Annotated in this window: 19 protein-coding genes; 7 read left to right on the top strand and 12 right to left on the bottom strand. The window is 55.4% G+C overall.

Annotated elements, in window-relative coordinates:
* Complete coding sequence (gene tamB / locus F9C28_RS03915) at positions 1–3,780, bottom strand: autotransporter assembly complex protein TamB (RefSeq protein ID WP_199013933.1); 3,780 nt, start codon at positions 3,778–3,780, stop codon at positions 1–3.
* The gene (tamA, locus tag F9C28_RS03910) at positions 3,777–5,510 is read right to left on the bottom strand and encodes an autotransporter assembly complex protein TamA (protein WP_199013932.1); all 1,734 of its coding nucleotides are present in this window, start codon (positions 5,508–5,510) and stop codon (positions 3,777–3,779) included. The genes tamB and tamA overlap by 4 nt, the downstream gene beginning before the upstream one ends.
* Before the next feature lie 324 nt (positions 5,511–5,834).
* Between tamA and msrA the strand changes: the two genes are divergently transcribed.
* Both msrA and F9C28_RS03900 read left to right on the top strand, forming a co-directional pair.
* The gene (gene msrA, locus F9C28_RS03905) at positions 5,835–6,470 is read left to right on the top strand and encodes a peptide-methionine (S)-S-oxide reductase MsrA (RefSeq protein ID WP_199013931.1); all 636 of its coding nucleotides are present in this window, start codon (positions 5,835–5,837) and stop codon (positions 6,468–6,470) included.
* Between the two features lie 222 nt (positions 6,471–6,692).
* On the top strand, positions 6,693–8,042 hold the full coding sequence (locus F9C28_RS03900; RefSeq protein ID WP_199013930.1) for a hemolysin family protein: 1,350 nt from the start codon (positions 6,693–6,695) through the stop codon (positions 8,040–8,042).
* Between the two features lie 177 nt (positions 8,043–8,219).
* Here F9C28_RS03900 and F9C28_RS03895 read toward each other — a convergent pair whose 3' ends face one another.
* Positions 8,220–8,426, bottom strand: coding sequence for a DUF1107 domain-containing protein (locus F9C28_RS03895; protein ID WP_199013929.1), 207 nt, complete (start codon positions 8,424–8,426; stop codon positions 8,220–8,222).
* A 434-nt stretch (positions 8,427–8,860) separates the two neighbouring features.
* Between F9C28_RS03895 and F9C28_RS03890 the strand changes: the two genes are divergently transcribed.
* A complete protein-coding gene (locus tag F9C28_RS03890) occupies positions 8,861–9,415 on the top strand; it encodes a YtfJ family protein (protein WP_199013928.1) in 555 nt (184 codons plus the stop codon).
* 8 nt (positions 9,416–9,423) lie between these two features.
* Here F9C28_RS03890 and cysQ read toward each other — a convergent pair whose 3' ends face one another.
* The gene (gene cysQ / locus F9C28_RS03885; RefSeq protein ID WP_199013927.1) at positions 9,424–10,164 is read right to left on the bottom strand and encodes a 3'(2'),5'-bisphosphate nucleotidase CysQ; all 741 of its coding nucleotides are present in this window, start codon (positions 10,162–10,164) and stop codon (positions 9,424–9,426) included.
* Positions 10,165–10,406: 242 nt separating this feature from the next.
* Positions 10,407–10,787, bottom strand: a complete 381-nt coding sequence (locus F9C28_RS03880; protein ID WP_332909401.1) for a winged helix-turn-helix transcriptional regulator — start codon at positions 10,785–10,787, stop codon at positions 10,407–10,409.
* A gap of 130 nt (positions 10,788–10,917) precedes the next feature.
* On the opposite strand from F9C28_RS03880, the gene F9C28_RS03875 reads away from it, so the two are divergent.
* The 3 genes from F9C28_RS03875 to ytfE all read left to right on the top strand — a co-directional run bounded on the left by F9C28_RS03875 (position 10,918) and on the right by ytfE (position 13,528).
* Positions 10,918–11,742: an AraC family transcriptional regulator gene (locus tag F9C28_RS03875; RefSeq protein ID WP_199013925.1), complete on the top strand. Its 825-nt coding sequence runs from the start codon at positions 10,918–10,920 to the stop codon at positions 11,740–11,742.
* 76 nt (positions 11,743–11,818) lie between these two features.
* Complete coding sequence (locus F9C28_RS03870) at positions 11,819–12,793, top strand: DMT family transporter (protein WP_233148903.1); 975 nt, start codon at positions 11,819–11,821, stop codon at positions 12,791–12,793.
* Positions 12,794–12,865: 72 nt separating this feature from the next.
* On the top strand, positions 12,866–13,528 hold the full coding sequence (ytfE, locus tag F9C28_RS03865; protein WP_199013986.1) for an iron-sulfur cluster repair protein YtfE: 663 nt from the start codon (positions 12,866–12,868) through the stop codon (positions 13,526–13,528).
* A 72-nt stretch (positions 13,529–13,600) separates the two neighbouring features.
* Here the strand turns inward: ytfE and cycA are convergent, their stop codons facing one another.
* Both cycA and fklB read right to left on the bottom strand, forming a co-directional pair.
* Positions 13,601–15,013 carry a D-serine/D-alanine/glycine transporter gene (gene cycA / locus F9C28_RS03860; protein ID WP_199013923.1) on the bottom strand — a complete coding sequence of 471 codons (1,413 nt, stop codon included), beginning with the start codon at positions 15,011–15,013 and terminating at the stop codon, positions 13,601–13,603.
* 343 nt (positions 15,014–15,356) lie between these two features.
* Positions 15,357–15,977: an FKBP-type peptidyl-prolyl cis-trans isomerase gene (gene fklB, locus F9C28_RS03855; protein ID WP_199013922.1), complete on the bottom strand. Its 621-nt coding sequence runs from the start codon at positions 15,975–15,977 to the stop codon at positions 15,357–15,359.
* A gap of 343 nt (positions 15,978–16,320) precedes the next feature.
* Here fklB and F9C28_RS03850 point away from each other — a divergent pair, with 343 nt between their 5' ends.
* Positions 16,321–17,013: a LysM-like peptidoglycan-binding domain-containing protein gene (locus F9C28_RS03850; protein ID WP_233148898.1), complete on the top strand. Its 693-nt coding sequence runs from the start codon at positions 16,321–16,323 to the stop codon at positions 17,011–17,013.
* A gap of 47 nt (positions 17,014–17,060) precedes the next feature.
* Here the strand turns inward: F9C28_RS03850 and F9C28_RS03845 are convergent, their stop codons facing one another.
* The 5 genes from F9C28_RS03845 to rpsF all read right to left on the bottom strand — a co-directional run bounded on the left by F9C28_RS03845 (position 17,061) and on the right by rpsF (position 19,609).
* Entirely contained in the window at positions 17,061–17,987 is a 927-nt protein-coding gene (locus F9C28_RS03845) for a DMT family transporter (RefSeq protein ID WP_199013920.1), read from the bottom strand.
* Between the two features lie 183 nt (positions 17,988–18,170).
* Positions 18,171–18,620, bottom strand: coding sequence for a 50S ribosomal protein L9 (rplI, locus tag F9C28_RS03840; RefSeq protein ID WP_199013919.1), 450 nt, complete (start codon positions 18,618–18,620; stop codon positions 18,171–18,173).
* Positions 18,621–18,660: 40 nt separating this feature from the next.
* Complete coding sequence (rpsR, locus tag F9C28_RS03835; RefSeq protein ID WP_000135199.1) at positions 18,661–18,888, bottom strand: 30S ribosomal protein S18; 228 nt, start codon at positions 18,886–18,888, stop codon at positions 18,661–18,663.
* 4 nt (positions 18,889–18,892) lie between these two features.
* Positions 18,893–19,207 carry a primosomal replication protein N gene (gene priB, locus F9C28_RS03830; RefSeq protein WP_199013918.1) on the bottom strand — a complete coding sequence of 105 codons (315 nt, stop codon included), beginning with the start codon at positions 19,205–19,207 and terminating at the stop codon, positions 18,893–18,895.
* 6 nt (positions 19,208–19,213) lie between these two features.
* A complete protein-coding gene (rpsF, locus tag F9C28_RS03825) occupies positions 19,214–19,609 on the bottom strand; it encodes a 30S ribosomal protein S6 (RefSeq protein ID WP_002441636.1) in 396 nt (131 codons plus the stop codon).
* Positions 19,610–19,717: the final 108 nt, after the last annotated feature.

Raw genomic sequence — 19,717 nt, 5'->3', positions numbered from 1 at the left:
CTAAAACTCAAATCGATAGAGCAAATCAAGCGCCTGATCAACACCAGACACCGCTTCCAAATACAGTTTAGGCATCAGACGATAACGCAGTGTCAGTGTTGCCAGCGAGTCGAAGATACCAACACCGTACTTCACCTGTAAACCCGGCAGTACGTAACCACTCACTACCACCTGTGAGGAGTCTCCCACACCTTGGGTATCCAGCGCCAGATTACTGATGCCAAATGTTTCCCCGATTTTACCCACAACCTGACCACTTTGCGCAAGCCCCATGCCGATCAACATTGATGTCATGGCGGAACTGTCACTTTCGGTGCTGTCCAGGCCCTGGCCACGTAACAAGTAAGAGAGTGCAGCCTGCTGGGACATCGCGGGATCAGAGAACACTTCGGCTTTCGGCTGATCCGCAGGCCCGGTCACCCGGATCCCGGCGGTGACATCGTCCTCGGTGGCTTCCGGGTTACGGATTGCCTCGATGTTGAGGATCGGCTGATCCGGCGGCCCGGAGAACAACAGCTCCCCTTTACGGACAATCAGATCCTGACCATAGGCGTGGAAACGGCCGGACGGGATAGTAATCTGGCCATTCAGCCCCAGCCCTTGCTGATCCTGTACCACTTTAAGGTCACCGGTCAGGCGCGCTTTCAGGCCAAAGGCTTCGAGGCGCACATCATTACCGACGTGGATATTCAGATTGCTGTTAATCGGGATCCCGGCGCTCTGGGCTTTTTCCGGCTTCAGGTTTTTATCCAGCATCACTTCATCACCGGACACCCCTACCGCGCTGGCAGGCACATCGTGGACCACGATACGTGCCCAGGGCACATCCACATTGCCCTCCAGGCTGAACAACTTCGGCGTGGCCTCAAACACCACATCCGGTGACACATCCACCCGCACCATCGGCGGGACAGTAACCCGGACTTTGGTCCCCTGGGCTGCGATACGTGCCCGCCAGTTATCAAGCTGGCTCCAGTCCGCATTCCCGGTCAGATTGATATAACCCTGTTTGGTCACCACCTGGCCGTTCAGCACCGAACTCATGCCGTTAAAGCGCATCGCCACCTGGCTGGGCTGCATATCAAACGGCATAAAGTTGCCGTCAATGTCCAGCCCGGTGAGGCGTAAATCCCCGAACAGCTGCGGCCGCTCGGCATTGCCCCCGAGGGTGAGGTTTGCGTTCAACATCCCCTGGGCTTTTTCGCCCCGGGAGAAGATAGGGTTAACCATCGCCAGCGAGAAGTTACGCATATTCACGCTGCCGGACAGGTTACGCCGGTTTTCCGGGTCCGCCACCTGGATATCCCCCTCCAGCTGGCCGTTATTGGTCAGGCGAATCAGCCAGCCCAACTGGGCACGGTTATTATGCAGGTCGGCCGTCAGATTCAGGGTATCGAAGGCCACCGGCAGCGGCGCGCCATTCACGTCCTGGGTCACCTTCACCCCGCGGCCAGACAGGGTAACACTCCCCTGTGGCAGCCCCGGTGCGGTGGTGTCCCACTTCACATCCGCCTTACCGCTAAATACCCCACTTGCCTGCGTGGCCTCCGGCATAAAGGGTTTGATCATCGCCAAATCAAAGCGGTTAAGATTAATCGCCGCGTGGCCTTTGGCCCCGGCATCAATGGTCTGGGGCACGCACAGCTCGGCATCCGGGTTCACCCAGCAGTGGGGACCAATGGCTATCGACTGTTGCGCGTTACGGTAATCAAGGCTGATCGCCCCGCGCTGGGACCACGGTCCCACCGGGGTAGCAAAACGCGTATTGGTTAACTCCCCGCGCCAGCGCTGTTCTTTACGATCAAAACTGCCGCTCAGATCCAACTGACCAGAAACCGGATCGCCCTGGATGCGCAGGGCCAGCTGGTGGTGCTGTTCATTGCCTTTGGCATCCAGGCTTACCAGGCCGAGTTTTACCCCCGGCTGAGTAATACGCTCTACCCGCAGGTTCAGGGCCCCGGCAATTTGCTCGCTGGAGGTCACATCCCCTTTCAGTACCACACTGGCCACGGAGAGCTCCTGCCAGCGCAGGTTGCTGGCGGTGACATCTGCCAGCAGTTGCGGCGCCTTAACATCGCCGCGTATTTTGATAAGCCCTTTCGCGGTGCCGCCTAACCCCGGCAGCGCATTATTCAGGCCCGGGGCATCAATGGTCGCATCGAGGTTGAGTGCTTTGACCCCCAGCTCCCCTTTGATGTCAGCAGTATTGCGCCCCAGGGCCACATGCAGCCCGGGGATCAGCCATTGCATATAGCTGTTGCCTTTGGCCTGGCCTTCCACCTTCACGGCATTTTGCTTCACATTCCCGTTCAGCTGGATTTTCGGGATCTCCATCTGCCAGCTACCGCCATACAGGCTGCCGCGGGTCTGGATCACCCCGTCAAGTTTCGACGGCCATTCCGGGTACTGTTTCGCGGTATTGATACCGTTCAGGCTCAGCTCACCGCGCCAGCTAATGGCCTGCTGCCAGTCGAGCAATGCCTTAAGATCCACATGCCCCTGTAAGGTCGCCAGGCTCAACTTATCGAGGCTGACTTGCTGGGCGTTGCCTTTGGCATCCAGGGTAATACCGGTGGCGGGAATTTGTTCCCCCTTCACCGCGCCGCGCAGCGACAGGGTGTAATCCGTCGCTTTACCACTGAGCTTCAGGGCGAGGTTGTCCGCCTGGAATTGGCGGGTGCCGGTAAAGGGCCAGTACAACTGCTTGCTGAGTAACTCAAGGTTCAGCGGCAGGCCGGCGGTGGCCAGCTCAGTGGTTGCCCGCAGTTGCATATCGACCGGCCCGGAAAGGTTAACCCCGACATTCAGCTTTTCACGCAGGGCACCGGAAACCTGCATTTTGACTTTTTCGCCCTTGATAGGGTCGACATTCAGGGTACTGTTAAGGGTGATATCCACCGGCCAGTTATCACGCAGTTCGGCTTTACCGGTGGCGTTAACCGTCCCTTCGTTGGCGTCAACATCCAGGGTGTCGAGGTGCATCAGCCCGTCCACACTGCTCACCTTCAGCAGCAGGCTTTTTACCGTCACATCGGTGTCGCCAGTCAGGCGCAGTTGCTTGCCCTGGAACGATTCGATAGTCAGGTTTACCGGGATATGCACATCGGCAATCTCCGGCAGCAGCGGTTTGGCAAACAGCTGCTTCAGGGTCTCGCCCAGCGGCAGCTCGTCCGGTTTAGGGGCGGTGACTTTCGGCTCCACCACGTTTTCTTGCGCCACTTTTGCCACCTTCGGCAAGGCAATCAACAACCCGGCAAGAGAGGTGGGCTTAAGGACCATATTGCGGTCCTCCCAGGTCATCCCGGTAGTAAAGTCCAGCACCGAGACGGTGGTATCGTCGATTTTCACATTGACGTTATTCAGGGCCACCCGGCTCAGGCTAATCGGATACGGGGTGCTGAGATCCAGCGGGCCGGCGTCCTCGTCTGGCGCTTCTGGCGCGGACGGGGGCATTTTGCTGGTGTCGATGGCGACATTGATATCTTTCAGCGCCAGATCATTCACACAGAAACTGCTGCGCTTCAGGCAGCTCAGCCCCACCGACAGGTGCAGCTCACCGGCATTCACCGCCACGCCGGGCTGCTGATAGCTAACCCCTTTCAGGGTCAAATCTTTCCAGCCCCCGGTTACGCTGCGGATATCCAGGCCAGGCACCCAGCGGTTGGCCGCGTTAAACAGTATATGTAGCCCGGTGGTGGTCCCCACCAGGAAGCCCACGGCGCCGATGATAACCACCAGCACCAGCAGTAAAATGAGGCTGATCTTCTTCCATAAACTCATAATTCCGGCCCCAACCCGATATAGAACTGCACCCCATGCTGGTCTTTGTCCCCTATTGGGGCTGCGAAATCGAGCTTAACGGGCCCCACCGGAGATGCCCAACGCACCCCGACACCGGCGCCGGTTTTAATATCACTTTGCTTGATATCGTTGACCGCCTCGCCAGAGTCGACAAATACCGCCCCCCACCATTTACCGGTCACGTTGTACTGGTATTCAATGGAGCCGGTTGCCAGCTTGGACGCACCGGTCAGCTTGCCGCTGCTGTCCTCCGGGGAGATTTTTTTATAGTCATAACCACGAATACTGCGGTCACCACCGGCGAAGAAACGCAGATCCGGCGGTACCCGCTCGAAGTCGTTGGTTTCTATCCAGCCAAGGTTGCCGCGGAACACAAAGCGGTGTTTTTCAAACAGGGTGCGGATCCAGACGTTCTGTGCCTGGATCACCGCGAAGTCCACATCGGAACCCCATGAGGTATCGGACACATCCAGCGAGTAGCGCTGTGAATCCCCCCAGGTCGGCATCAGCCCGCCCCGGGAACGGGTGCGGCTTAAGCTGACCCCCGGATAAAACAGCATGGTGGTGTTGGTCACTTCCCCCTGGGTAAAGTGGCTGAGGCTCCAGCGCATATTGATAGCCCGTTGCCAGCCGCTGGTCATCTCCCAGTAACGGGAGGCCGCCAGGGCGGTGGAGTCAGATTTGGTATCGTTCAGGTCGGTATTTTTGTAGCCACCCTGGAACAGATAATATTGCTCAAGGGGGCTTTTCAGCAGCGGAACCTTATAACTGAAATCGAGGGTCTGCTCCGGTGCGGAAACGCTGATGCTGGAGGTCAGACTATGCCCATAGGTGTTGACCCAGGGCTTGGTCCAGGAAGTGGTCAGCCGCGGCCCGACATCGGTGGAGTAGCCAATACCGGTTTCGATGGAGTTTTCAGTTCGCGGGCTCACCACACCGTGCAGCGGCAGCACTTTGGTTTTTCTGGATTTATCAAACTCCGGCGCCACCACCACAGAGTTAAACCAGCCGGTGGCGGAAAGGCGGCGGTTCAGCTCACCGAGATCGGCGGAGGTGTAATAATCGCCGGGTTTAAAAGGGACCAGCGCCTGAAGATATTCGTCACGGATTTGTGAGCCCTCAAACGTGACGGTCCCAAACCGGTAGCGTTTACCGCTGTCGTAATCAATATCCCAGAAGGCCTGGTGGCGATCGAGCGAGACGCCCAACTGATGCTTTTTGAACTCACCGTCAAAATACCCTTTGCGCAGGGTGACGCTGGTGATGTCTTTCTTAAAACCATCATAATCGCTGTGGTTCAGCACCGTGCCAATTTTCGGCCGCTTGGTCAGGAGGTCCAGGTAGTCTTTATCGGTTTGCGCACCGCCGCGAAACACCACATCCGTGCCGCCAATTAAGATAGGCTGGCCCGGGTCTACCTTGGCTATCAGCACCTGCCGCCCTTTGGCCGGGGGCGGGCGCAAATCAAAATCAATCTGTGGCTCGTAGTAACCCAGCGCCTTCAGCCCCTCACGAATGGCATCATCAACGCGTGCGCGAAAACGGCGATCAGGGGTGACCTCATCGCTTTCAATAGTGGATAACTGTGCCCTGACGTTCTTTTTCAGTTGTCCGGATAGCCCTTCCACCTGCAATCGAATACTGGCTGCATTTACCGCCCCGCTTGCCAGGCACAGGCCAGCAATACATATCGTTCGTAGTTGTGGCACGTCTTCTCCTGAGTCCCTCACCCTAAAAAAACCAATACCGCTCCGCGGTTTAACAATCAACCAACAATAGGTTGAAAAACACAAAACAATCTCAATAATTCTGATACACAATAGCGACGCTTTCACCGTCTTGCCCGCCGCTGTCGTATAGATAACGGTAGGCGATAACATTCAGTTTAGCGTTTTCGTAACAACGCTTCGTTTTTCTATAGTGTATTTGCCAGATTACAGGCAATAATTCGGTTATTGTCTGCAAATAACGCCAGGGTTACAACCTGCGTCCTGATATCTGGCCTTTTTCTTTCCACCGGGAGAATTGCCGTAATGAAAATGTTTGATAAATCACAACTGATTAGCGCCTCTGATGCGTTACCTGGCCGTAACACGCCGATGCCGGTCACCACCCTGAACAGTGTTACTCATCACTCTATGACCCATGTTCCCGACGGCATGGAGGTGGCGCTGTTTGCCATGGGCTGTTTTTGGGGGGTAGAGCGACTGTTCTGGCAGCAGCCCGGCGTCTACAGCACCGCTGCCGGTTACACCGGGGGCTACACCCCCAATCCGACATATCGCGAAGTCTGCACCGGCCAGACCGGCCATGCTGAGGCAGTACGGGTGGTCTTTGATCCCGCGGTAGTAAGTTATCGCCAGTTGCTGCAGGTGTTCTGGGAAAATCACGACCCTGCACAGGGCATGCGCCAGGGCAATGATCAGGGCTCTCAGTACCGTTCCGGGATTTATCCGTTATCCCCGGCCCAGGACGCCGCAGCCCGGGATAGCCTGGCGCGCTTCCAGCAAGCGATGGCCAACGCCGGTGATAACCGCGTGGTGACCACTGAGATTACCGGGGCGGCGCCATTCTATTACGCCGAAGATGAACACCAGCAATATCTGCACAAAAATCCGCATGGTTATTGCGGCCTTGGTGGTATCGGTGTCTGCCTGCCACCACAATAATCATCACCGGCCCCCTATCCGAAAAGGCTAAATCCCTGTACGGTAGCCGGTTTCAGCACTCAGACAGTGCGGACGCACTGTGCTTTGCTGGCAGCGTGACCGGTGGTTACGCTATACTACTCCCGAAAATTGCCGGTCCATTTCCTGCGGATCGGCTGTTAATTTTGTTATACAAATTATCAACTTCCCTCCGAGGCTCTGGCTATAGCAGCCGGATAAAATATGTTAAACAGTATATTAGTTATACTTAGTCTGATCGCCATCAGTGCCTTCTTCTCGATCTCTGAGATCTCGCTGGCAGCATCCCGCAAAATTAAACTGAAATTGCTGGCGGATGAAGGCGATATCAATGCCCAGCGGGTATTGAAGATGCAGGAAAACCCCGGCACCTTCTTTACCGTGGTTCAAATCGGCCTTAACGCGGTGGCAATTTTGGGTGGTATTGTTGGGGATGCGGCTTTTTCACCGATCTTCCGCGATGTTCTGCTCAAGTTTTTCTCCCCGGAATTGTCGGAGCAACTGAGCTTCATTCTCTCTTTCTCGCTGGTCACCGGGATGTTTATCCTGTTTGCTGACCTCACCCCGAAACGCATCGGTATGGTAGCGCCTGAAGCGGTCGCTTTACGTATCATCAACCCGATGCGCTTCTGCCTGTTGGTATTCCGCCCGCTGGTATGGTTCTTCAACGGCCTGGCCAACATGATTTTCCGTCTGTTTAAGCTGCCGATGGTCCGTAAAGATGACATCACCTCTGATGATATCTATGCGGTGGTTGAAGCAGGTGCCCTGGCCGGGGTGCTGCGTAAACAGGAACATGAGCTGATTGAAAACGTCTTTGAGCTGGAGTCCAGAACCGTTCCCTCTTCGATGACGTCCCGGGAAAATATTGTCTGGTTCGATCTGCTGGAAGATGAACAGAGCCTGAAAAACAAAATTGCCGACCACCCACACTCTAAGTTTTTGGTCTGCAAAGACGATATCGACCATATCATTGGCTATGTGGACTCCAAAGAGCTGTTAAACCGGGTTCTGGGCAACCAGAGCCTGGCCCTGAACAGCGGCGTACATATTCGCAGTGCGCTGATGGTGCCGGATACCCTTACCCTGTCTGAGGCGCTGGAAAGCTTCAAATCTGCCGGGGAAGACTTTGCGGTCATCATGAATGAATACGCGCTGGTGGTGGGGATTATTACCCTCAATGACGTGATGACCACGCTGATGGGTGATCTGGTGGGCATGGGCACAGAAGAGCAGATCGTCGCCCGTGACGAAAACTCCTGGCTGGTTGAAGGCGGCACCCCCATTGATGACGTGATGCGCGTGCTGGATATTGATGAGTTTCCGCAGTCCGATAACTATGAAACCATCGGCGGCTTTATGATGTTTATGCTGCGTAAGATCCCGAAACGCACGGACTTTGTGAAGTTCTCCGGCTACAAGTTTGAAGTGGTGGATATTGATAACTTCCGTATTGACCAGCTGCTGGTCACCCGACTGGAGAGCCGGCCAGTCGCTCTGGCGCCTAAGTTGCCGGATGCCGAAGGGGCGGAGATACAGCCGGAGGCCAAATAACCGGCGCAGTACTACCCCATAGCTTGCAGGGCGGTGATTCACCGCCCTTTTTTATTGCCGCGATAACCAGATACCAAAATCCGGACACAAAAAAGCCTGAGCCGGACATTGCCGATCTCAGGCTATCTATCGACAACGTCTACCGGAGTAGCGTTGCCCTCGCAGCAGGCCTGCCGGTCACCCCATATCGGTCTGCAAACGCAGTACCTGGCGGTTAACTTCGGACATGACGGAAAAGTGCTGCTTATCCTTCACTTTGGGGATAAGGATTTTACCCTTATCAAATTCAAACGCGCCAACGTCCTTGATGTACAACCGTCCACGAAACAGGATTTTTACGTACTTTGCCACCTGAAGGGGATTGTAACGCTGGAAAATTTTCATTCTTTTCAACTCCTGCTAGTCATACGTCTCTGCTGATCCACAATCGGCCAACCCATATAAGACGTAAAAAATACCCATCACCTTTCAGACCGCACCGGTAATTTCCGGAACATTGTCAGAAGAGGTCCTCTCTTCCTCCGGTAGCAGACACGCTGCGATCCAAAACTGCTTTAGGGATTTCCAAAGCGATTGAACTATAGCTCAGATACCAGATATCGCTAGTCTATATAACTTTTTTTACCTTTTTATTACACTTATTCAGAATTATCTTTTCAGTTCTTTAGGCACCGAAGTATAACGAGTCGAATTAATTCGAATGTGTGCGTTTGTCCGCAAACTGGCACTGTAGTTGCGTGAAAAGTCACAAAACCACACTTATGCTTAGCCAGTAACTATCTGGTCCGATCACTAAGACAATAATAATGGAGTGCCCTATGACCCTGCGAACTTTGATAACCCTGGCGGCGCTGGTATTTCCGCTGCTGGCATCTGCCCATAACCTTGCCGAAAACCAGCGCGTTCCCCCGGTGGGCATCAGCGATAAAGGCGAGTTGATACTGGATAACGGTAACTTCAGCTACCGTAACTGGAACAGCGCGCAACTGCCGGGAAAAGTGCGCGTTATCCAGCATATTGCCGGGCGTTCTTCCGCCAAACAGCAAAACGCCGCCCTGATTGAGGCGATTAAAAGCGCGCAGTTCCCCCACGACCGTTACCAGACCACCACCATCGTCAATACTGATGACGCCATCGTCGGTACCGGCATGTTTGTCCGTAGCAGTATTGAGAGCAGCAAGAAGCAGTATCCGTGGTCGCAGTTTATTGTCGACAGTAACGGGGTCGCGAAGCAGAAATGGCAGCTGGAAGCGGGCGGCTCGGCCATTGTGGTGCTGGATAACACCGGGCGGGTGCAGTTTGTCAAAGACGGCGGCCTGAGCCAGCAAGACGTGCAGCAGGTTATCGCTCTGCTGCACAAACTACTGAAATAACATGTTACTCAGAAAATAGACACCCGAAACCCCGGGTTCAGGAAGGACTCCCGGGGGGTATAGTCCAGCGTACGGCCTTGCCAATCATGGACTTGCGCCCCGGCAGCCACCGCCACCGCGTGGCCTGCGGCCGTATCCCAAATATTGGTTGGCCCAAAGCGCGGATAAAGCTGGGCTTCCCCTTCCGCCACCAGGCAGAATTTCAGGGATGATCCCACCGACACGGTCTGGTGTTCCCCCAGTTCCGCCAGGTAATCGTTAAGCTCGTTATCCGCATGCGAACGGCTCACTACCACCAGCGGCGGCCGGCCGTCCCGAACCTTAATTGATTTACGGATCCCGCACTCATCCTTCCAGGCCTTCCCACTGGCGGCGCTGTACATCACCTTTTTCACCGGCGCGTAGACCACGCCCAGCACCGGTTTCCCTTGTTCAATCAGGGCAATATTGACCGTGAATTCACCGTTACGCTTCAGAAACTCTTTGGTGCCATCTAGCGGATCCACCAGCCAGTAGCGCTGCCAGTGCTGGCGCTCATCCCAGGCCTGCGGCGCTTCTTCAGACAGGACCGGGATCTCCGGGGTCAGGGTGTTCAGGCCACGGATGATAACCTGATGGGCGGCAATATCCGCAGCCGTGACCGGTGAATGGTCCGCTTTGCTGGTTGCTTCAAGGGGTTTCTCCCCCTGGTATACCTGCATAATGGCATCACCCGCCTCCCGGGCTAACTGGCAAATTTGTTCTAACATCGCGTACCTCACCTTTTGGAGCAGAAACCCTGGATAAAAAAGGGATAACCCTTTGTTTTCTCATGATGGTTTATAACGTACTTCGCCGGATTCTGCTATCTGTGAACCTACCCGGTCTGGGTATAACGCTGCCGGGAAGTGGCGCGTCATCATATCCACTGCCGTGAATGGCGGCATCCGCGCTGAATACGCCACTGGGTGGTCGTGGTCTGATTAAGTTTAGTTCACTGCCGTTTAGATGGTTATCCCGCCTCATGCTGCCGGCGGCGCACCGCCAGCACCCGGGGAAGGTCTGCTTCGATCCACAGCGCCAGTGCGGCTACCCGCTCGCTTACCTCAATACCGGCGTCTGTCAGGCTGTACTCGACCCGGGGCGGTACTTCGGGGTACGACACCCGCAGCACAAAGCCATCCCCCTCCAGCCACTGTAACGTTTGGGCGAGCATTTTCTCACTGACACCATCAATACGGCGGCGTAATTCACTGAAGCGATGCGTGCCCATCCGCAGCGCCACCAGGATCAGTAACCCCCAGCGGCTGGTAACGTGCTTCAGAACCTCTCTGGACGGGCAACCGCTGGCAAAAAGATCCCCGCAACGGGCGGGAGGAGTGATATCCGACACTGGTTTTACCCTCGTTATAACGCCAAAACTTACCAAAAGTTAGCATTAAACCCCACCCAGAACAATCAATAGACAAGCAACAGGTGGCGGCTGTTCTATAATGGACAGGTCATTTTCTCAGGGGGTAAGCGTGCAAGGGGTACCAGGACAATTCACGGATACGCGCGACCGCGCCCAGTTCCGGCACTTTCCGGCGCTGCCTGGCGTGGAGCTATACCATGCCCATATCACCCACCATAGCTTCGAGCCCCATACTCATGAAGCCTTTGGTATTGGCGCCATTACCGCCGGGGCAGAGCGCTTTCGCTACCGGGGTAGCCAGCATATTGCCGCCGCCAACTCACTGATCATGATGAACCCGGATGAGCTGCATACCGGCCAGGCAGAAACCAGTGATGGCTGGTGCTATCGCATGGTCTACCTCGATTCGCCGTTGCTCAATGCGCTGACCGGTAGCCAGCAATGGTGGTTTAATGAGGTTGTGCGCGATGATCCCCTGCGCGCCCGGCAAGTATGTGACCTGATCTTCGCTATCTGGCACAGCCATGACGATCTTTCCCGGGACGGGTTACTCCTCCACCTGGTCGATACCATTCGGCCCTACGCGAAGTGTAGCGGCGAGGATAGCGCCACTGGCCGCCAGCGTTTTACCATCGTCAAAGCGTACCTGCACGACAATTACATGCACAACATCACCCTCAGTGACCTGGCTGGCCTGCTCTCGCTGACCCCATGGCATTTCCAGCGCCAGTTTACCCGGCAGTTCCACGTGACCCCACACCAGATGCTGATGGCCATTCGCCTGTGGCGCGCCAAGCTCTTTCTGGCACAGGGAATGCCCGCTGCCGAGGTCGCCGCCGCCTGCGGCCTGGCGGACCAATCCCATCTTACCCGGGCCTTTACCCGCCGCTACGGTATTACCCCGGTGCGCTACCAAAAACAAGTTTCCTGCTAAAAGCGCAATCTGGTACAAGACGCCCCCGGGCGGCCCCCCACACAATGGCCACTGCTGATCGATGAGGTAAACCATGTTGTTATCAGGTGTGAGCTATGCCCTCCTGGCGGGGCTGATGTGGGGGTTGATTTTTGTCGGCCCGCTGATTGTGCCGGACTACCCGGCGATATTGCAGGCATTTGGCCGCTATCTGGCGCTGGGGATCATCGCTCTGCCCATCGCCTGGCTGGGACGTAAACGCCTGAAGCAGCTCAGCCTGCATGACTGGTTTACCGCCTTCCGGCTCTCCTGCGTGGGGAATATTGTCTATTACCTGTGCCTGGCCTGCGCCATTCAGCGCACCGGGGCGCCTATCTCAACCATGATTATCGGCACCCTGCCAGTGGTGATCCCGGTATGCGCTAACCTTATCTACAGCCAGCAGGATGGCCAATTGCCCTGGAGCAGACTGGCACCGGCGCTGGTGGTGATCCTGCTGGGGCTGGTGCTGGTGAACAGCGCAGAATTACGCCACGGGGTGCCGGGCTTCAACTGGTGGCGCTATTTAAGCGGTATCGGGCTGGCGCTGATCGCCGTGGCCAGCTGGGCGTGGTTTGCCCTGCGTAATGGCCGCTGGCTGCGGCAGAACCCGGATAAAAACCCGCTGATGTGGGCGACCGCGCAGGGCCTGGCAATCCTGCCGCTCTCCCTGCTGGGTTACCTGCTGAGCTGTCTGTGGTTACGGCACAGCGCGGTTGAATTCCCCCTGCCCTTTGGGCCGCGCCCGGCGGTGTTTATTACCCTGATGCTGGCCATTGCGGTGCTCTGCTCCTGGCTGGGTAACCTGTGCTGGAACATTGCCAGCCAGCGCCTGCCTACCGTGCTGGTGGGCCCGCTGATTGTCTTTGAGACCCTTGCCGGCCTGCTGTACGCTTTTTTATTACGCCACCAGATGCCGCCGCTGATGACCCTGTGCGGTATTAGCTGCCTGATTATCGGTGTCGTTATCGCGGTACGCGTCAAACCACAGCCCGTACAGACGCTGGCAACCCCAGTTGAAAAAAACCGCTAACTCAAAAGGGGTATAGCTTTTCTATAAGATGTATTTAAAATGCATCTTATACTTTTTGATGAGGCAACCACCATGGCATTTCGCGAACAGGCTTTAGGGGAACTGGCATTAACTATTCCGCGCGCATCGGCGCTGTTTCGTAAATATGAGCTGGATTACTGCTGCGGCGGTAAACAGACCCTTGAGAAAGCGGCTAACCGTAAATCCCTGGATCTCGACGCCCTGGAAGCAGAACTAGCAGAGCTGGCTAAAACCCAGCCGGAAAAGGACTGGCGCACCGCGCCGCTGGCGGAAATCATCGATCATATTATCGTCCGTTACCATGACCGCCATCGCGAACAACTGCCTGAGCTTATCATGCAGGCCACCAAAGTTGAGCGTGTACATGCCGCAAAACCCAGCGTACCCCGCGGCCTGGCAAAATATCTCACCCAGCTCCATGACGAGCTCAGCAGCCATATGATGAAAGAGGAGCAGATCCTGTTCCCGATGATCAAACAGGGTATGGGCGCTCATGCGGCCGGGCCAATCAACGTCATGGAAAGTGAACATGATGAAGCCGGTGAACTGCTGGAAGTGATCAAACACGTGACCGATAACGTTACGCCGCCGCCGGAAGCCTGCACCACCTGGAAAGCGCTGTATATGGGCATCAATGAGATGATTGATGATCTGATGAACCATATCAGCCTTGAAAATAATGTTCTGTTCCCCCGGGCGCTGGCCGGTAACTGATCGACTCTCATGAAAAAGGCGCCCGCGGGCGCCTGATGTTGTCTTACTTTTTGGGGCCGCGTGGCCCCTTTTTTATTTGCTGATGCGGGCAACCCGCTGCTTGCCGATAAACAACCAGCCCGCGCCGAGGAGAATAAACCACAGCGGCGTAACCATCAGCGCCTGGCGGGTATCATCTTCGAGGGTCAGCAAGACCAGAACGAAGGCGAAGAACGCCATACACACCCAGCACATCAATTTACCCAGCGGCATTTTGTAGATGGACTTCGCATGCAGCTCCGGGCGCTGCTTACGGTAAGCCAGGTAAGCGCACAGGATAATGGTCCAGACGAACATAAACAGGATCGCCGAAACGGTCGTCACCATAGTAAAGGCCGCTATCGCATCTGGCTTCAGGTAAATCAGCACTACCCCACCCAGCAAGCAGATGCAGGAGAATGTCAAGCCGGTGGCCGGTACTGCCCGGCGGGATAAGCGGGCAAACAGTGTAGGCGCTGCGCCATCCTGAGCAAGGCCAAACAGCATACGGCTGGTGGAGAACACCCCGCTGTTGGCGGAAGAGGCCGCCGAGGTCAGCACCACAAAGTTAATCACACTGGCGGCCGCAGGCAGCCCCACCAGCATAAACAGCTCCACAAACGGGCTCTTACTGGGGACAACAGAGCTCCACGGGGTCACCGACATGATCATAATCAGCGCGAACACATAGAACATAATGATGCGGATAGGGATCGAGTTAATCGCCCGGGGCAGGGATTTCTCCGGGTCTTTGGTCTCTGCCGCCGTGGTCCCGACCAGTTCAATACCCACAAAGGCAAATACCGCAATCTGGAAGCCCGCAAAGAAGCCGCTCAGCCCTTTCGGGAACCAGCCGCCGTCATTCCATAAATGGTCGAAAGAGGCCTGCACACCGGAGGGGGAGGTAAAGTGAGTTAACACCATCACCAGGCCCACAATGATCAGCGCGACAATGGCGACAATTTTGATCATTGCAAACCAGAACTCCATCTCACCGAACATTTTTACTGTTGCCAGATTCAGCGAGAGCAGCAACAGAATCACCGCCAGAGAGACCACCCACTCCGACAGCCCCGGAAACCAGAACTGGGCGTAGGCGGTAATTGCCACCACATCGGCCATACCGGTGACCACCCAGCAGAACCAGTAGGTCCAGCCGGTAAAATACCCCGCCCAGGGGCCAAGTAAGTCGGCGGCGAAGTCACTGAACGATTTGTACTCCAGATTGGATAACAGCAACTCCCCCATGGCGCGCATCACGAAAAACAGCATAAAGCCGATAATCATATAGACGAAAATGATCGAGGGGCCTGCCAGGCTGATGGTTTTGCCCGAGCCCATAAATAGGCCAGTACCAATTGCCCCGCCGATGGCGATAAGCTGAATATGTCGGTTTGTGAGATTTCTTCTGAGCGTGTGCTCTTCCGGGGGCTGAGTCGCCTTCGCAACCTTAACCTGATCTACCATAGTTTAACTTTCCTGTACGTCGTGTTGTGTATCAGGCTCTGATGGCCTGTGAGTATCGATAAAGGAAGCCAGATAACGCTGTCCACGCTACCGGGCCGGGTACCAGCTTTACTGGAAACGGCTTAAGAATATAATATGTTAATTTTATGTTTTATTTTTGTATTAAATTAAATCAGTAACGAGAATAGAATCACAAAAATACCCTGTTCCGGCATTTAAGCAATATAAAATATGGTGTCTTTATGGTGGGGTGCGGTGTCTTTATGGCGAGAGAAGCGCAGCACTGGACAGAACGGTAACCAACAACAAAAAACCCGCCGCAGCGGGTTTTTTCCGGACAGGCTTAGAGAATTTCCAGCAGTTCCACTTCAAATACCAGGGTGCTGAACGGCGGAATGGATGCACCCGCGCCACGTTCGCCATAGGCCAGGTTCTGGGGGATAGTCAGTTCCCATTTGGAGCCGACTGGCATCAGGGTCAGCGCTTCGATCCAGCCTGGGATCACACCGCTTACCGGGAATTCAGCCGGTTCACCGCGGGCAACGGAGCTGTCGAACACAGTACCGTCAACCAGCTTACCGGTGTAGTGGACACGCACGTGATCTTTACGTGCCGGGATCGGGCCAGTGCCCTGGGTCAATACCCGGAACTGTAAGCCAGTTTCAGTGCTGTTCACGCCATCGCGCTTAGCATTTTCATCCAGGTATTTCTGGCCTTCAGCGGCCAGCTCCTGCTGGCGCTCGCGGCGTACCGCATCGGCGCGCTCATGGACTTCCCGCAGCGCACGGTGAACAATATCAACCGGAACTGCCGGGGAATTCCCTTCCAGCGCATCACGCAGGCCAGCGACCAGGGCTTCTGGCAACAGGCCCTGCAGGCCAGATTCACGCAGCTGTTGACCAACTTGCAGACCAATACCGTAGCTTGCCTGGGATTCAACGCTGTCAAAAGAAGGGGTTGTCATGAGTTTTCCTTTCGTGATGTACAAAGTAGCGGGCAGCATAGCAGTACGAGCGAACAGGGTAAAATGTTCCTGCAGGAAAGATGACAAACCGCCTGGAAACAGAAACAATAGGCAATACAACTGTGCCTGTGACGATATGCCCGTCACGCACTCTGACATTGTTACCGGCATCAACGGGTTAGATCGCTATACTGGTAGCAGCTGGATATATTTTGTTCCTTAAGAGAACGAGGAAGCGATGGGAAGAACCGCTCCGGGGAGAAAAAGCCCACTGACCCGCTGTGCCAGCTGGCTGCGCACAACGATGGACCGGACGACAAGAACAGGAAATAAGGAGGCGCCAATGCGATTCGCCATAAAACCTGTGCTGTTACGCATCTGGCACGCGCCGGATGATTTCACGCTGATGGATCCGCTGCCCCTGGCGCACCGCCGCGGTATTATCGCGGGCGTGCTACTGATACTGCTGGGCTTCCTGTTGCCTGCCGGTAGTGATACGTCGCAGCCCACCGAAAGGAGCGGCACCCTGGATTATACCTCCGGGCAGCCGCAACCGGACCCGCAAATCGCTGTCAGCAACCAGTCCGCCCCACAACAAGTGGCCCCGATTGATCCCCAGCCGGTAAATGAACCCGCAGAGGACGATAGCAGCCAGGCACAATCCAGCGCCCAGTACCAGCCACCTGCCCCGCAGCCAACCCAGCGCGTGCAAACCACCATTCAGGGCCGCGCCCAGCAGCAGTCAGCGATTCCCTATCAGGGAAGCAGTGAAGATCCTCGCTGGCGTAGCTATACCCTCGAAGCAGGCAAGACCCTGGCCCAGTTATTCCGGGACAATAACCTGCCGCCGTCCGACGTTTACGCCATGGCCCAGGTGCAGGGCAATGGCAGCCCGCTCAGCAGTCTGAAAAGCGGCCAGGTGGTGCAGATTCGCCAGAACGATAGCGGCGTGGTTATCGGCCTCGCCCTGGATGCCAATGGCCAACAGGTGGTCTTCAGCCGTCTGTCAGACGGCAGCTTTGTGCGCACCCGCTAACCCACCACACGCCATACCGGGCAGCCCCCGGTATGGCGTTGTCATCGTCAGCCCCGCTTATTAACCCACCTGATCCCGGAACACACCAGCACCAGCGCCAGCGCGTATTTCCACTCCAGGATATTTTCGCCAAGAAAAACGGCTGACAGCACCGTCCCGGCGACCGGGATCACGAAGTTAAACGGCGCAATCATACTGACCCGGTGATATTTCAGGATAACGCTCCATAGCGCAAATGCCACGGATGACAGCAAAATCAGGTATCCCAGAACCGCCAGGGCCGTTACGCTGTGCACCACCAGCGTGCCGCCGGTCAGGTAGCCGCCCGCCACCAGCGCGGCGCCACCGATCGCCAATTGCCAGCCGGTCATGACCGTCGGGTCCAGGGTTTGCGAAAGGCGCTTACCGTACAGCATGGCCGCCGAGAGAATAAACGCCGCCAGCACAATAAAACCGTCCCCCTGCCAGGTAAAACTAAAATCCATCAGCGAATGGTTGAAGTTCACCAGCATCACGCCAAGAAAGCCGACGATACAGCCGAGGGATTTATTCAGGCTCAGCTTGTCATTCTGGTAGATAACATGCGCCAGCAAAACGCTAAAAAACGTGCCGGTGGCGTTCATGATCGACCCTTTCACCCCAGTGGTGTAGGCCAGGCCGACGTAGAAGAACGCATATTGTATTGAGGTCTGGGTTAGCCCCAGCGCCGTGAGCTGGCCAAACTGACGGCGGCTCAGCCCGGTAACCGGTTTCCCCTGGGCTAGCGCAAACAGCAGCAGTAAAAGCCCGGCCAATAAGAAGCGATACCCGGCAAATACGATTTTTGATGGAATATCATCCGTGGCTATCTGGAACAGTGCGTAACCGTTTTTGATCGCCGGATAAGAGCTCCCCCACAATAAACAACACAGGGTGGCTGATAAGTACGCCATATTTTTACGGGAAAAGACCGGGGCGGGTGCCGTTATCTCCATATCTGTTACCAATAGAAAAATAAAATAATGTTTTATTTTCTACTAACAGACGCGAAATAACTGTTTGCGGAATAACAAAATAAACAAAAAATGCCCGCAGGAGGCGGTATATCGGCGGGGAAAGCAGAAAGCAAAACGCCGGCGAAGGCCGGCGTTTTCGTGTTAGCGCTGCGAATAAGAAACTTATTCAGCAACTACCAGCACGTTCAGGTGTGCGAACACTTCGCTGTGAACCTGGAAGCTCACATCGTGGTCACCAGTGGTGCGCAGAACGCCGTTCGGCAGGCGAACTTCGCTTTTCGCAACAGTCACGCCAGCTGCAGTTACAGCATCAGCGATATCACGGGTACCGATGGAACCAAACAGTTTACCTTCGTCGCCTGCTTTAGACACGATGGTAACAGTTTCCAGTGCGTTGATTTTCTCAGCGCGCGCTTCAGCAGCTGCCAGAACGTCAGCCAGTTTGGCTTCCAGTTCTGCACGGCGTGCTTCGAAGTATTCAACGTTTTTCTTGGTAGCAGGAACAGCTTTACCCTGCGGTACCAGGAAGTTACGAGCGTAGCCCGCTTTAACGTTAACCTGATCACCCAGGCTGCCCAGGTTTGCTACTTTATCAAGCAGAATAACTTGCATTACCTTATCCTCTCAAGTCGTATTAGTGGACCGTGACCGATTACTGATGACGATCAGTGTACGGCAGCAGAGACAGGTAGCGAGCGCGTTTGATAGCGCGAGCCAGCTGACGCTGATATTTTGCACGGGTACCGGTGATACGGCTTGGGACAATCTTACCGCTTTCGGTGATGTAGTTTTTCAGCGTTGCGATATCTTTATAGTCGATCTCTTGAACGCCTTCCGCGGTGAAACGGCAGAACTTGCGACGACGGAAATAACGTGCCATATGGCTAGTCTCCAGAATCTATCAATTCAATCTGCTCGGCATGCAGTACCAGTTTACTTAGCCCATTGCGCGCCTGATGGCTGCAAACAAACCCAGTGACCGTGACTGCCGTACCGACCGTTATACTGTGAGTAATGGCCTGGTTCTCGTGCCCGCTAACAATAACTGGCATTTGACACCACGCCTGCCGATTAAAACCGGCCTCCTCCTGCACAGAACGATGCTCAAGCACGAACTGGCAGTGTGGAATTCCTGATGGGCTGACCTTACGCAGAGGTGCCCTGCGAACCACGCCGGACAACACCAGACGGTTGGCCATCAGAAATTACTCTTCAGAATCCCCAGCTTCAGCATCATCAGAGGTTTCGTTAGCGAAATCTTCACGACGCTCACGGCGTTCGTCTTTCGCTTTAACCATCGGAGACGCTTCAGTCACAGCGTGTTTAGTACGCATAACCATGCTGCGGATAACGGCATCGTTGAAGCGGAAGGTAGTTTCCAGCTCATCGATAACTTCCTGCGGCGCTTCAACGTTCAGCAGAACGTAGTGTGCTTTGTGCAGTTTGTTGATCGGGTAAGCCAGCTGACGGCGGCCCCAGTCTTCCAGACGGTGGATCTTGCCTTCTGCACCAGTGATGGCAGCAGAGTAACGCTCGATCATACCCGGAACCTGTTCGCTCTGGTCAGGATGGACCATAAAAACGATTTCGTAATGACGCATCGAATTGCTCCTTACGGATTATTCAGCCTCCTGTACGGGTCAGCCGCGGCCCTGGGAGGCAAGGAACGAGTTTTAAGTGCGGCTGAAAATTTGACGCGCCATTCTACT

Source organism: Shimwellia pseudoproteus, from assembly GCF_016415625.1.
GTDB lineage: Bacteria > Pseudomonadota > Gammaproteobacteria > Enterobacterales > Enterobacteriaceae > Shimwellia > Shimwellia pseudoproteus.
This window is presented reverse-complemented; position numbering and strand designations above follow the sequence as displayed.

What these genes read in the sequence shown, in the direction of transcription:
- tamB (WP_199013933.1), bottom strand. Translation starts at nt 3,780, where the DNA reads ATGAGTTTATGGAAGAAGATCAGCCTCATTTTACTGCTGGTGCTGGTG.
- msrA (WP_199013931.1), top strand. Translation starts at nt 5,835, where the DNA reads ATGAAAATGTTTGATAAATCACAACTGATTAGCGCCTCTGATGCGTTA.
- F9C28_RS03900 (WP_199013930.1), top strand. Translation starts at nt 6,693, where the DNA reads ATGTTAAACAGTATATTAGTTATACTTAGTCTGATCGCCATCAGTGCC.
- F9C28_RS03895 (WP_199013929.1), bottom strand. Translation starts at nt 8,426, where the DNA reads ATGAAAATTTTCCAGCGTTACAATCCCCTTCAGGTGGCAAAGTACGTA.
- F9C28_RS03890 (WP_199013928.1), top strand. Translation starts at nt 8,861, where the DNA reads ATGACCCTGCGAACTTTGATAACCCTGGCGGCGCTGGTATTTCCGCTG.
- cysQ (WP_199013927.1), bottom strand. Translation starts at nt 10,164, where the DNA reads ATGTTAGAACAAATTTGCCAGTTAGCCCGGGAGGCGGGTGATGCCATT.
- ytfE (WP_199013986.1), top strand. Translation starts at nt 12,866, where the DNA reads ATGGCATTTCGCGAACAGGCTTTAGGGGAACTGGCATTAACTATTCCG.
- cycA (WP_199013923.1), bottom strand. Translation starts at nt 15,013, where the DNA reads ATGGTAGATCAGGTTAAGGTTGCGAAGGCGACTCAGCCCCCGGAAGAG.
- fklB (WP_199013922.1), bottom strand. Translation starts at nt 15,977, where the DNA reads ATGACAACCCCTTCTTTTGACAGCGTTGAATCCCAGGCAAGCTACGGT.
- F9C28_RS03850 (WP_233148898.1), top strand. Translation starts at nt 16,321, where the DNA reads ATGCGATTCGCCATAAAACCTGTGCTGTTACGCATCTGGCACGCGCCG.
- F9C28_RS03845 (WP_199013920.1), bottom strand. Translation starts at nt 17,987, where the DNA reads ATGGAGATAACGGCACCCGCCCCGGTCTTTTCCCGTAAAAATATGGCG.
- rplI (WP_199013919.1), bottom strand. Translation starts at nt 18,620, where the DNA reads ATGCAAGTTATTCTGCTTGATAAAGTAGCAAACCTGGGCAGCCTGGGT.
- rpsR (WP_000135199.1), bottom strand. Translation starts at nt 18,888, where the DNA reads ATGGCACGTTATTTCCGTCGTCGCAAGTTCTGCCGTTTCACCGCGGAA.
- priB (WP_199013918.1), bottom strand. Translation starts at nt 19,207, where the DNA reads ATGGCCAACCGTCTGGTGTTGTCCGGCGTGGTTCGCAGGGCACCTCTG.
- rpsF (WP_002441636.1), bottom strand. Translation starts at nt 19,609, where the DNA reads ATGCGTCATTACGAAATCGTTTTTATGGTCCATCCTGACCAGAGCGAA.